The sequence below is a fragment of the Streptomyces sp. genome (assembly GCF_031181705.1).
Taxonomy (GTDB): Bacteria; Actinomycetota; Actinomycetes; order Streptomycetales; family Streptomycetaceae; genus Streptomyces.
In genome coordinates this window covers 54,316-65,984 of the sequence record NZ_JAPSKN010000014.1, presented here as the reverse complement: position 1 = coordinate 65,984, position 11,669 = coordinate 54,316, and the positions used below count along the sequence as shown (strand labels likewise).

The 11,669-nt window shown below is 74.4% G+C and carries 12 protein-coding genes and 1 pseudogene; 8 read left to right on the top strand and 5 right to left on the bottom strand.

Annotated elements, in window-relative coordinates; all coding sequences use genetic code 11:
* Window positions 1–105 (top strand): annotated as a pseudogene (locus RIN80_RS05460) (GNAT family N-acetyltransferase); the annotation flags it as partial.
* 62 nt (window positions 106–167) lie between these two features.
* Here the strand turns inward: RIN80_RS05460 and RIN80_RS05455 are convergent.
* From RIN80_RS05455 to RIN80_RS05445, 3 genes are all read right to left on the bottom strand, one after another.
* Window positions 168–587, bottom strand: coding sequence for a VOC family protein (locus tag RIN80_RS05455; protein WP_309094337.1), 420 nt, complete (start codon window positions 585–587; stop codon window positions 168–170).
* 205 nt (window positions 588–792) lie between these two features.
* The gene (locus RIN80_RS05450; RefSeq protein ID WP_309094336.1) at window positions 793–2,136 is read right to left on the bottom strand and encodes an amidase family protein; all 1,344 of its coding nucleotides are present in this window, start codon (window positions 2,134–2,136) and stop codon (window positions 793–795) included.
* 166 nt (window positions 2,137–2,302) lie between these two features.
* A complete protein-coding gene (locus RIN80_RS05445) occupies window positions 2,303–3,334 on the bottom strand; it encodes an alpha/beta fold hydrolase (protein ID WP_309094335.1) in 1,032 nt (343 codons plus the stop codon).
* Window positions 3,335–3,527: 193 nt separating this feature from the next.
* On the opposite strand from RIN80_RS05445, the gene RIN80_RS05440 reads away from it, so the two are divergent.
* The gene (locus tag RIN80_RS05440) at window positions 3,528–4,001 is read left to right on the top strand and encodes a carboxymuconolactone decarboxylase family protein (RefSeq protein ID WP_309094334.1); all 474 of its coding nucleotides are present in this window, start codon (window positions 3,528–3,530) and stop codon (window positions 3,999–4,001) included.
* A 27-nt stretch (window positions 4,002–4,028) separates the two neighbouring features.
* Here the strand turns inward: RIN80_RS05440 and RIN80_RS05435 are convergent, their stop codons facing one another.
* On the bottom strand, window positions 4,029–4,733 hold the full coding sequence (locus RIN80_RS05435) for a FadR/GntR family transcriptional regulator (protein WP_309094333.1): 705 nt from the start codon (window positions 4,731–4,733) through the stop codon (window positions 4,029–4,031).
* A gap of 165 nt (window positions 4,734–4,898) precedes the next feature.
* On the opposite strand from RIN80_RS05435, the gene RIN80_RS05430 reads away from it, so the two are divergent.
* From RIN80_RS05430 to RIN80_RS05410, 5 genes are read left to right on the top strand one after another with little or no spacing between them, the layout of a single operon-like run.
* A complete protein-coding gene (locus RIN80_RS05430) occupies window positions 4,899–6,242 on the top strand; it encodes an L-fuconate dehydratase (RefSeq protein WP_309094332.1) in 1,344 nt (447 codons plus the stop codon).
* Window positions 6,239–6,994: an SDR family oxidoreductase gene (locus RIN80_RS05425; RefSeq protein ID WP_309094331.1), complete on the top strand. Its 756-nt coding sequence runs from the start codon at window positions 6,239–6,241 to the stop codon at window positions 6,992–6,994. Before RIN80_RS05430 ends, RIN80_RS05425 begins: the two co-directional genes overlap by 4 nt.
* A complete protein-coding gene (locus tag RIN80_RS05420) occupies window positions 6,991–7,989 on the top strand; it encodes an aldo/keto reductase (protein ID WP_309094330.1) in 999 nt (332 codons plus the stop codon). Before RIN80_RS05425 ends, RIN80_RS05420 begins: the two co-directional genes overlap by 4 nt.
* Window positions 7,986–8,129 (top strand): hypothetical protein, encoded by a 144-nt coding sequence (locus RIN80_RS05415; RefSeq protein ID WP_375141620.1) that lies wholly within the window; start codon window positions 7,986–7,988, stop codon window positions 8,127–8,129. The genes RIN80_RS05420 and RIN80_RS05415 overlap by 4 nt, the downstream gene beginning before the upstream one ends.
* Entirely contained in the window at window positions 8,126–8,959 is an 834-nt protein-coding gene (locus RIN80_RS05410) for an amidohydrolase family protein (protein WP_309094329.1), read from the top strand. The genes RIN80_RS05415 and RIN80_RS05410 overlap by 4 nt, the downstream gene beginning before the upstream one ends.
* Here RIN80_RS05410 and RIN80_RS05405 read toward each other — a convergent pair.
* Complete coding sequence (locus RIN80_RS05405; protein WP_309094328.1) at window positions 8,947–10,368, bottom strand: lipase maturation factor family protein; 1,422 nt, start codon at window positions 10,366–10,368, stop codon at window positions 8,947–8,949. The genes RIN80_RS05410 and RIN80_RS05405 overlap by 13 nt on opposite strands.
* A gap of 141 nt (window positions 10,369–10,509) precedes the next feature.
* Here RIN80_RS05405 and RIN80_RS05400 point away from each other — a divergent pair, with 141 nt between their 5' ends.
* Window positions 10,510–11,649: a DUF6777 domain-containing protein gene (locus RIN80_RS05400; RefSeq protein ID WP_309094327.1), complete on the top strand. Its 1,140-nt coding sequence runs from the start codon at window positions 10,510–10,512 to the stop codon at window positions 11,647–11,649.
* The last annotated feature ends 20 nt before the right edge of the window (window positions 11,650–11,669 follow it).

Here is an 11,669-nt window from a genome sequence, read left to right as displayed (position 1 = left end):
CTGTGGACCTCGCTCGGGTTCACGATCCTCGGCACGGTGCCGGAGGCGTTCGACCACCCCCGGCACGGGCCGGTGGGACTGCACATCATGTACCGGGCCCTGTAGGGCCGGGAGTCAGGCGGCGCCGCAGGGGTGCCGCCGGCGGCGCCGGTCCCGGCGTCCCGCCGTCAGGGACGGGCGTAGGGCCGGGTCATGATCTCCATGTTGTGGCCGTCCGGGTCGGCGAAGTAGGCACCGCGCCCGCCGAAGAGATGGTTGACCCGGCCGGGCTCGGTGTGGCGCGGGTCGGCGTAGTAGGTCACGCCGAGCGCCTCCAGGCGGGCGATCATCGCGTCGAACTGCTCCTCGGGCACGAGGAAGGCGTAGTGCTGCGGCTGGATCGGCTCGTCGCTCTTCTCGTAGAAGTCGAGGGTCACGCCGTTGCCCAGGTCGACGGGGAGGAACGGCCCGAAGGGGGCGGCGACCTTCAGGCCCAGCACGGTCGCCAGGAACTCGGCCGACAGTTGCCGGTCAAAGGCGTAGACGACCGTGTGGTCGAGGCGGGCGATCGGGGCCGGCGGTTCGGTGCTGTGTTCTGCGAGGGACATGAGTGGATTCGTCTCCGGTTCACTGGTGGTGAGGACGCGCCGGAAGGGGCGCGGGAAGGGGGAAGACGGAGACATCAGGCGGGGCGCGTGCCCGCTCCGGCTCCCGGCGGGGGCCGGGCGGGGTCACCCCCGCCGCCCTCATGCCGAGGCCGGGCGCCTCACTCGTGCATGGCCTACGGCCGACCCGGCAGTCACCCGGCCGACCCTAGCCGACCGGCGCCGTACGCCGCCACGGATTTCTGGCCTCCAACTGCCCCGCCACGGCCAGGAGTCGATCCTCCGTGCCGGGGCGTCCCACCAGCTGCACGGCGCAGGGGGCGCCGGAGGGCAGGGTGCCGCAGGGGACGGCCATGGCGGGCCAGCCGGTGAGGTTCCACGCGGGCGTCAGGGGCGAGTGGTTGGTGTTGACCAGCAGGTTGCTCAGCCAGCCGCGCTCGTGCCAGGGCCCGGCCTTCGGGGCGCGGCGGGCCAGCGCGGGGGTGAGCAGCACGTCGTACTCGGCGAAGAACGGCTCCAGCCGGTGCCGCAGCCGTTCGCGGGCCGCCCCGGTGGCGACGGTGCCCACGAAGGGCCGGCCGAGCCGGGCGTGCACGCGGGTGCGGCGCGTGAGCTGCCGGGGGTCGAGGGGCCGGGCGTCGGCCGCGGTGCCCGCCGTCCAGTGCATGAGGGAGGTGGCGGCGAGGGACAGCGGGTAGGGCGGGTCGGCGCGCCGGACCTGGTGGCCCGACCGCATGAGCACCCCGGCCGCGTCCCGGGCGGCCGCCGCGTACGGCCGGCTGATGGTGACGCCGGCCAGCGGACTGCGCAGCGACACGGCGACCTTGAGGGTCCCGGGGGCGGACGGGGGCGCGGGCTCGGTGCCGGCGAGGACCGCGAGCATCAGGCGGGCGTCCTCGACGGTCGTGGCGAGCGGCCCGTTCTCCGACAGGCCGAACCAGTCGCCGTCCCCGGCCCCGGCCGGGACCACCCCGCGGCCCGGCTTGATGGTGACCAGACCGCAGTTGGCGGCCGGTATCCGCAGCGAGCCCATGCCGTCGTTGCCGAGGGCGACCGGCACCATCCCGGCCGCGACGGCGGTGGCGCTGCCGCCGGAGGAGCCGCCCGCCGAACGCGCCGGGTCCCAGGGGTTGCGGGCGGTGCCCAGCACGCCGTCCGTCGTGCCGAAGACGCACAGTTCGGGCACGTTCGTCAGGCCCACGACGACCGCGCCCGCGGCCCGCAGCCGGGCCACGGTCACATGGTCCTGCGCGGCCGGTGTGTCCGGGGTGGCCGCCGAGCCGACGCGGCGGGACTCGCCGCGCACCGCGAGGTTGTCCTTGACGGCCACCGGCACGCCGGCCAGGGGGAGTTCGGAGAGGTCGCCGCGTGCGGCCACCTCGTCGGCCTCGGCCAGTGCCCTCTCGGCACGCACCAGCCGGAAGGCGCCCAGCCGGCCGTCGAGCCGCCGGATCCGTTCGAGGTGCTCGGCGACCACCTCCCGGGGCGTGACCCGCTTCTCGCGGACGGCGGCGGACATCTCGGCGGCGGTGCGGCCGGCCCAGGTGGTCACAGAGGCTCCTCGGGAGGACGGAGGACGGGGGACGGGGGACGGGGGAGACGGGCTACCGGTGAGTACGTAGGGAGAACTGTGCACCGGCCGGGGGCGCGCGTCGAGATCGCGAGCTGTTTTACGCGCCGGAGCACGCTGTCAGGGGTGGTCGGCGCGGGGGCGGTGCTCAGCGCAGGTGGCGCTCGAAGAAGGCCTCCGTGACGTCCATTTCGGCCGCCCACCGGGGACCGAACGTGTGGCCCTCACCGGGGACGGTGCGCAACTCCGCGTCCTTGCCCGCCTCCTGGAACACCCGCGCGGCCTCCCGTGACCAGGCCACGGGGCAGGTGTCGTCCGCGGTGCCGTGCTGGATCAGCAGGGGCTCGGTCAGGCGGCCGGCGTAGGTGAGGGGCGAGACGCCGCGCCAGAACGCCGGGTTCTCCTCGGGCGTGCCGTGCCTCTCCTCGATCTCCGCCACGAGCGGGTCGCCGTCGGGCCGCTGGAAGTGGTCGATGTTCTCCTGCGGGCGGGCGCTCACCGGCGCGTACGCGACGGCCGCGTCGAACAGCCCGGGCGCCACGACCAGCGTGTTGTACACGACCCCGCCGCCCATGGACCGGCCGAACAGGCCGATCCGGTCGCCGTCGATCTCCGGGCGCCCGGAGTCGCGCAGGGCCAGGGCCGCGCCGATGACGTCCTCGGTGTAGCCGAGGCGCAGGTTCACGTCGTTGTCGGGATCGTCGTCGGAGCGGGCGTGGTTGCGGTAGTCGGTGTGCAGGACGACGTAACCGCTGCGGGCCAGGCGGTCCTGCTCGCGCGGCATGCCCTGGCCGCTGAAGTAGGTGTCCGGGTCGATGTAGCCGTGCGCCAGCACCAGGGCGGGGAACGGGCCCTCGCCCTCGGGGATGTTCATGATCCCCGAGACGGTCAGGCCGTTGGCCTCGTACGTCACGGCGTAGCGGGTGTAGGCGGAGGTGCGGGCGAGCACCTCGCCGAGCCGCAGGCCGGAGCCGGTGTGCTCGCGCCGCATCAGGGCGGGGAGGGAGACCGGGTCGACGGGGCCGGGGGAGGGGGAGGCGCTGCGCGGGCTCGGGTCGCTCGCCGTGCTCGTGGTCACCGTACCGGTCGAGGGCGCGGCGGGTCCGTCGCCGCCGGTGCAGCCGAGGGTGACGGCCAGCAGCAGTCCGGCGGCGGCACAGGCGGTGCCCCGTAGGCGCATACCGTCCATTGTGACTCGCGTGGGGTCCCGCCGGGCGGGGTTCGGCCGGGCCGCGCCCGTTCGAACGGGTGACAGTCCTGCTGCGGCGCGCCTGGCGGAGGGTGGAGACGCAGGTCACATCCGTGCGTGTCACATCGGGGTGAGCCGCCGGCTCATAACGGCGTAAGCACCGACAACGACGAAGGAGCTCACCATGAGCGCGCGTCTGGACGTCTTCGCCACCCCGAGCGGCAGCAGGCTCGTCAAGCAGTTCACCTCCGTGGGACGGCTGGTCGTGGAGTCGGCGCTGCCGGCCGCCACGCGGGAGCTGGTCTCCCTGCGGGTGAGCCAGATCAACGGGTGCGCGGTCTGCATCGACATGCACACCAAGGAGGCCGCGGCGGCGGGCGAGTCCGCCGTGCGCCTCCACCTGGTCGCCGGTTGGCGGGAGGCCACGGTCTTCACCGAGGCCGAGCGCGCCGCGCTGGAGCTGGCCGAGCAGGGCACCCGCATCGCGGACGGCGCCGGTGGCGTCCCGGACGAGGTGTGGGAGCGGGCCGCCAAGCACTACGACGAGGAGCAGCTCGTCGCGCTGGTGACCCTGATCGCCTTCATGAACACGGCGAACCGGCTGAACGTCATCCTCCAGCAGCCGGCCGGTGACTACCAGCCGGGCCGGTTCGCCTAGCGCCGCGAGGCCGGGCCCTGGGGACTTCTAGGGCCCGAGCTGCGCCCGCAGCCACTGTTCCACCTCGCCCACGTGCGCGGCCGCCGCCGCCCTGGCCGCCTCCGGATCGTGGGCGGCCAGGGCGCGGTGGATCACCGTGTGCTCGCGGCGGGTGCGGGCGAGGGCCCCCTCCTCCTGGTAGCCGCGCCAGACCCGGGCGCGGAAGGTGCGGGACGACAGGCCCTCCAGGATCGCGGCCATCGTCTCGTTGCCCGCGGCCGCTGCGATCACCCGGTGGAACGCCAGGTCGTGGGCGATGATCTCCTCGGGATCGTCCGTGGCGTTCATCGCCGCCAGGTGCTTGTCCACCTCGGCCAGCTGGTCCTCGGTGATCCGCGCGGCGGCCAGCGCCGTCGCCGTCGACTCCAGGATCCGCCGGATCTCCAGCAGTTCCACCAGACGCGGGCCGCGCGACAGGTCCGCCACGACCCCGAAGGTCTCCAGCAGGTCGCCGGCCTCCAGCTGCGTGACGTAGATGCCGGAGCCGTGCCGGGCCTCCAGCACCCCCAGCACGGTGAGCGCGCGGATCGCCTCCCGCATCGAACTGCGGGAGATGCCCAGCTGCGCGGCCAGGTCGCGCTCGGTCGGCAGCCGCTGGCCGGGCTCCAGTTGGCCCTCCGCGATCATCGCCTTGATCCGCTCGATGGCGCGCTGCGTCACGGTGCCCTTCCGCGGGGCTGTCTCGTCGTCCACGCCACTCCTCCGATCACAGCGCTTCGGCGCAGTCTAGCCAGACAAGTGGTCCGACCACTATGAGTCACGAGTGCGGAGTCTGTCCGACGAGGGGTGTTTGGACGCTTGATTGGTCTGATAAGTATGCGGGCATCCGCTGGAACCCCGGCCGACGAAAGGACCTCCGTGTCCCCGACGCCCGCCCGCATCACCGCGGTCGACACCCACGACATCCGCTTCCCCACCTCGCGCGAACTCGACGGCTCCGACGCGATGAACCCCGACCCCGACTACTCGGCGGCCTACGTCGTGCTGCGCACCGACGCGGCCGACGGGCACGAGGGGCACGGGTTCGCCTTCACCATCGGGCGGGGCAACGAGGTCCAGGTCGCCGCGATCGACGCGCTGCGCGGACACCTTCTCGGCCGCGACCTGGCCGAGCTGTGCGCCGACCCCGCCACCCTGAACCGCGACCTGATCGGCGACAGCCAACTGCGCTGGCTCGGGCCCGAGAAGGGCGTGATGCACATGGCCATCGGCGCCGTCGTCAACGCCGTGTGGGACCTCGCCGCCAAGCGGGCCGGGCTTCCGCTGTGGCGACTGCTCGCCGAGGCCGAGCCGGAATGGCTCGTGGGCCAGATCGACTTCCGCTACCTCACCGACGCCCTCACCCCCAAGGAGGCCCTGGCCCTGCTCCACCGGGCCAGGGAGGGCGCCGGGCAGCGCACCGCCCGGCTGCTGGAGCGCGGCTACCCCGCCTACACCACCTCGCCCGGCTGGCTCGGCTACGACGACGAGAAACTCACCCGGCTCGCCGCCCGGGCGGTCACCGACGGCTTCACCCAGATCAAGCTCAAGGTGGGCGCCGACCTCGACGACGACATCCGCCGCTGCCGGGTGGCCCGTTCGGTCATCGGCCCGGACATCCGGATGGCCGTCGACGCCAACCAGCGCTGGGACGTCGAGGAGGCGATCCGCTGGACCGAGGCCCTCGCCGCGTTCGACCCGTACTGGATCGAGGAACCCACCAGCCCCGACGACATCCTCGGGCACGCGGCGATCCGCCGGGCCGTCGCCCCCGTGAAGGTCGCCACCGGCGAGCACGCGCACAACCGCATCGTCTTCAAACAGCTTCTCCAGGCCGGCGCGCTCGACGTCGTCCAGATCGACGCGGCCCGGGTCGGCGGCGTCCCGGAGAACCTCGCGATCCTGCTGCTCGCGGCCAAGTTCGGCGTCCCCGTGTGCCCGCACGCGGGCGGGGTCGGCCTGTGCGAACTCGTCCAGCACCTGTCGATGTTCGACTACGTGGCACTGACCGGCACGACCGAGAACCGCGTCATCGAATACGTCGACCATCTGCACGACCACTTCCTCGACCCGGTGGTGATCCGGCAGGGTCACTACATGGCACCCACCGCGCCGGGCTTCTCGGCCGCTCTGCGGCCCGAGGCGCTGGCGCGGTACACGTACCCGGGCGGCGAGTTCTGGGCCGCCGACCTCGACGCGACGAAGAAGGGGCACGCCGCATGAGCGACTTCGAGGGCCTCAGGGCCCTGGTGACGGGCGGTGCGTCCGGCATCGGCCGGGCCACCGCCGACCTCATGGCCGAGCGCGGCGCACAGGTCGCCGTCCTCGACCTCGATCCGTCCCCGGTCGGCAAGCCACTCCTCGGCCACCGCGCGGACGTCACCGACGACACGTCCGTGCGCGCGGCGGTCACCGCGGCGGTGGCGGAACTCGGCGGTCTGGACGTCCTGGTGAACAACGCGGGCATCGGCGCCCAGGGCACCGTCGAGGACAACCCCGACGACGAGTGGCACCGCGTCTACGACGTCAACGTCGTCGGCATGGTCCGCACCACCCGAGCCTGCCTGCCCGGTCTGCGGGCCTCCGCGCACGCCGCGATCGTCAACACCTGCTCCGTCGCCGCCACCGCGGGCCTGCCGCAGCGCGCCCTGTACAGCGCCACCAAGGGCGCCGTGCACGCCCTGACCCTCGCCATGGCCGCCGACCACGTCCGCGAGGGCATCCGCGTCAACTGCGTCAACCCCGGCACGGTCGACACCCCGTGGGTGGGCCGCCTCCTCGACGCCGCCCCCGACCCGGCCGCCGAACGCGCGGCCCTCGAGGCCCGCCAGCCCACCGGCCGGCTGGTCTCCCCGGCCGAGGTCGCGGGCGCCATCGCCTACCTGGCGAGCCCCCTGTCCGGCGCCACGACGGGCACCGCGCTCGCCGTCGACGGCGGCATGCAGGGCCTGCGGCCGCGCCCGGTGGCCCGGTGAACCGGCTCGGCGGCAGCGGCGTCGAGGTCAGCGCCCTGTCCTTCGGCGCCGCCGCCATCGCCAACCTGTACACCGCGGTCGGCGACGAGGAGGCCCACGAGGCAGTGGAAGCCGCCTGGCAGCGCGGCATCCGCTACTTCGACACCGCCCCGCACTACGGCCTCGGCCTCTCCGAACGCCGGCTCGGCGCCGCCCTGCGCGACCACCCCCGCGACCACTACACGATCTCCACCAAGGTGGGCCGCCGCCTCGAACCCGCCGACGGCACCGGCGACGACCTGGCCAACGGCTTCGCCGTACCGGCCACCCACCGGCGCGTGTGGGACTTCAGCGCCGACGGCATCCGCCGCACCCTGGAGTCCAGCCTGGAACGCCTCGGCCTCGACCGGGTCGACGTCGTCTACCTCCACGACCCCGACGAGCACGCCGAAGCGGCCTTCCGCGAGGGCTACCCGGCCCTGGAGAAGCTGCGCGCGGAAGGTGTGGTGGGCGCGATCGGCGCCGGGATGAACCAGTCGGCCATGCTCACCCGCTTCGTCCGCGACACCGACGTGGACGTGGTGCTCTGCGCCGGCCGCTACACCCTCCTCGACCAGAGCGCCCTCACCGACCTGCTGCCCGCCGCCCTGGAACGCGGTACGTCGGTGGTCATCGGCGGCGCCTTCAACTCGGGCCTGCTGGCCAACCCGGAGCCGGGCGCCCGCTACAACTACGCCGCCGCCCCGTCCGAGCTGGTCGAGCGGGCCCTGCGCCTGAAGTCGGTCGCCGACCGGCACGGCACCACGCTGCGCGCCGTCGCCCTGGCCTTCTGCGCCGCCCACCCGGCCGTCGCCAGCGTCCTCGTCGGGGCCCGTTCGGCTCATGAAGTGCGCGACTGCGCCCACCAGTTCGCCGCCCGGGTGCCCGGCGCCCTCTGGCAGGAGCTGCGCGCCGGGGGCCTGCTGCCCGCCGACGCGCCCGTGCCCGGCGAGCCGCCCTCGAAGGAGCCGTCATGACGGTCGCCCTGCACACCAGGGTCCGCGCCGGCCGCGTCGCCGCCTGCGAGGCCGCCGACCGCGAGGTCCCCCGTGAGCCGACCGGCGCCGTCCCCGCCGCCGGCACCGGCCTGCCCGTCGTCCGGGAGCCGCCCGCATGACCGTGACCGACGCCCACCACCACGTCTGGGACCTGTCCGTGCGTGACCAGGACTGGATCACCGGGCCCGCGCTGCGGCCGCTGCGCCGCGACTTCACGATGAAGGACCTCGAACCCGAGGCGAGAGCCGCCGGAGTGGGCCGCACGGTCCTCGTGCAGACGGTCACCGTGCCCGAGGAGACCCCGGAGCTCCTGGCCCTGGCCGAGGAGCACGACCTGGTCGCGGGCGTCGTCGGCTGGACCGACCTCACCCGCCCCGGCGTCGCCGACGAACTCGCCCGGCTGCGCGAACTCCCCGGCGGCCGCTACCTCAAGGGCATCCGCCACCAGGTCCAGCACGAGCCCGACCCCGAGTGGCTGCTGCGCCCGGACGTCCTGCGGGGACTGGCCGCCGTCGCCGCCGCCGGACTGGTCTACGACCTCGTCGTCCTGCCCGGCCGGCTCCCGGCCTGCGTCCGGGCGGCCGCCGCCCTGCCCGGCCTGACCTTCGTCCTGGACCACCTCGGCAAACCGCCCGTCGCCGCAGGCGCCCTCGAACCCTGGGCGTCGCACCTGCGGGCCCTGGCCGCCCTGCCCAACACCGTCGCCAAACTCTCCGGCCTGGCCACCGAGGCCGACCCCGCCGGCTGGACCGTCGAGGACCTGCGTCCGTACGCCGAGGTGGCCCTGGAGGCGTTCGGGCCCGCCCGGCTGATGTACGGCTCGGACTGGCCGGTGTGCACCCTGGCGGGGACCTACGGCGGCACGCTCGGCACCGCGCGCCGGCTCATCGGCCCGCCCGACCACGCGCAGATCCTCGAAACCACCGCCGCCCGCGTCTACGGCCTGTGAACCGGCTCCGCCAGCCTGGTCGGCGGCAGGTACTCCCGCACGTACGTCCGCTCCCAGCAGGCGCCGGTCTCCCGCAGCTCGCGCCAGGTCGTGTAGCGGTAGCGGAACAGCCGGGCGCGCACGAACCGCGGCGGCTCGTCCGGCGGGAACGGCGAGCGGCGCAGCAGCTTCAGCGTGTCCCGGTCGTTCTCCAGCAGCCGCTCCACCAGCCTGCCGAACCAGGGGTCGGCGTAGGCGGGGGAGAGGGCCGCGAACCACATCAGCCAGTCCAGGCGCAGATGGTAGGGCGCGAACTGGCGCGGCCACCGCCGCGGATCACCCGGCTTGCCCCTGAACTCGTACGCCCGCCAGTCGGAGCCCGCGCGCGGCCTGTCGTCCGCGGTGCCCTCGACCACCACCTCGTACCGCACCCGGCTCACGCTGCCGAACGCGCCGTAGGTGTTGACCAGATGCAGGGGGTCGAAGGAGCGGTTCATCACCTGGCGGCGGGAGAGCATGTTGCGCACCGGCCGGTGGCTGAGGCCCAACAGCAGCGCGGAGACCGCGAGGACCAGCACGACGTACCACAGCGGCGCGTCCGGCACGTCGGGCGCGTCGGCCGGGAAGCGCACCGCCGACAGCGCCAGCACGATCGTGATCCAGTTCAGCCAGGAGAAGTTGCCCGACAGCACCAGCCACAGCTGGGTGACGATCATCAGCGCGGCGGCTGCCGTTGCCACCGGCTGCGGAGTGAACAGCGCGAACGGCACCACCAGTTGCGTGACGTGGTTCGCGGCCGCCTCGACCCGGTGCAGTGGGCGGGGCAGGTGGTGGAAGAACCAGCTCAGCGGGCCCGGCATCGGCTGCGTCTCGTGATGGTGGTCCAGGCAGGTCAGCTTCCGCCAGCACGCGTCGCCGCGCATCTTGATCAGCCCCGCGCCGAACTCCACCCGGAACAGGATCCACCGCAGCAGGAACAGCACCACGAGCGGCGGCGCCACCTCGTCGTTGCCGAGGAACACGGCGAGGAAGCCGACCTCCAGCAGCAGCGACTCCCAGCCGAACGCGTACCAGGTCTGCCCGACGTTGACGATCGACAGGTACAGCACCCACGGCACCAGCCACAGCAGCATGCCGCCCCACAGCGGCAGCAGCGCGTCCAGCCCGGCCAGCAGCGCTACCGACACCGCGCAGCCCGTCCAGGCGCAGAGGGCGAAGAAGCGGTCCGAGTAGTGCAGCTGGAACAGGCTCGGCGCCCGCCTGAACGGCACCCGCTCGACGAACCGCGGCACCGGGAGCATGCCGCGCCGCCCGATCAGCGCCCGGAACTGCAGCGCCGCCGTCAGGAACGCCACCAGGTACACGGCGGCCAGCGCCCGCTGGAAGACCAGTCGGGTCAGCCAGTAGTCGGATGCGGTGAACCAGTCCACGGCCGTGCGCTCCTCCCCGTGACCCGCCGCAGGGCGGTGTCACGCTCCGCGTACCACTGCTCCGGTTGCGTAACCCGAGTGAGCGCGGCAAACAATAGTGAGGAACTGCCCGAAACGGGCCGAGGTGAGCGGGAGGACGAGGTGCGGACACCCACCGGGGCCTTCACCGCGGCCTGCGCGCTCTCCGCCGCGCTCCTCCTCTCGGCGTGCGGCGCCGGCCGCGCCGGCGGCGGCGAGGGCGACGGCACGACGGCCGCGGCGCTCGTCCTCCAGCCGGCCGCCGACCCCGGACCGGCCCCCTTCACGGACTCCACGGCCGTGGCGGCGCCCGCCCCGTTCCCCGCCGGGCCCGCACCGCGCACGGCGGGCGGCACCGTCCGCGTCTCCACCGGTCCGCGCTCCCTGTCCGGCGCGACCCCCGGCCTCTACGGCGGCACCGAGCGGACGGGCAGCTGCGACATCGGCCGGCAGATCGGCCACCTCACCCGCGACCGCGCCGCGGGCCGCGCCTTCGCCCGGGTCGCGGGCGTGCCCCCGGAGGCCCTCCCGGACTACGTGCGGGCCCTCACCCCGGTCGTCCTGCGCGCCGACACCCGCGTCACCGGCCACGGTCACCGCGCCGGCCGGGTCACCGGCTACCAGGCCGTCCTCCAGGCGGGCACCGCCGTCCTGGTCGACGACCGGGGCGTGCCGCGCCTCCGCTGCGCCTGCGGCAACCCGCTGCGCCCGCCGCTCGCCCTGCGCGGCACGCCGGCGACCCGGGGCACGCCCTGGCCCGGCTACCGGCCCGGCGAGGTGATCGTCGTGACCCCCGCCCCGCGTGCCGTCGCCGACTTCACCATCATCGACCTGGCCGCCCGGACCTGGATCGAACGGCGGCCCGGGCACGACGTGCGCCATGACCGGGCCCTGCCGCCGCCGGTGTGGGCGACCCGGCCCCCGGCACCGTCCGCGCCCTCGCCCGTCCCCCCGGGCGCCTCCCGCACCGCCCCCGGGGCGGACCCGGCCGCCGACCCCGCCCCCCGCCGGGCGGACGGCATCGAACAGCCTCCGGCGGACGGCACCCAACCGCCCCGCGGCGAACCGGCGCCCCGGGAGGCCGGCGCACCGGAGGCGGATGACCTCGGCGCACCGGAGGCGGAGGATCTCGGCGCACCGGACGAGGTCGGTCCCGAAGCCGTCCCGGACGGCCCCGACGTGCCCGACGGAGCCGGACTGATCCCCGACGAACCGGCCGACGACAGCATCTTCGGCAGCCCCACCGACGTCTTCGGCAACTGAGGGCCGGTCCCGCGGAGCGG

Excerpts from the sequence above, each read along its gene's own strand:
- RIN80_RS05415 (WP_375141620.1), top strand. The coding sequence starts at position 7,986 with ATGACGGTCGCCCTGCACACCAGGGTCCGCGCCGGCCGCGTCGCCGCC.
- RIN80_RS05410 (WP_309094329.1), top strand. The coding sequence starts at position 8,126 with ATGACCGTGACCGACGCCCACCACCACGTCTGGGACCTGTCCGTGCGT.
- RIN80_RS05425 (WP_309094331.1), top strand. The coding sequence starts at position 6,239 with ATGAGCGACTTCGAGGGCCTCAGGGCCCTGGTGACGGGCGGTGCGTCC.
- RIN80_RS05455 (WP_309094337.1), bottom strand. The coding sequence starts at position 587 with ATGTCCCTCGCAGAACACAGCACCGAACCGCCGGCCCCGATCGCCCGC.
- RIN80_RS05440 (WP_309094334.1), top strand. The coding sequence starts at position 3,528 with ATGAGCGCGCGTCTGGACGTCTTCGCCACCCCGAGCGGCAGCAGGCTC.
- RIN80_RS05445 (WP_309094335.1), bottom strand. The coding sequence starts at position 3,334 with ATGCGCCTACGGGGCACCGCCTGTGCCGCCGCCGGACTGCTGCTGGCC.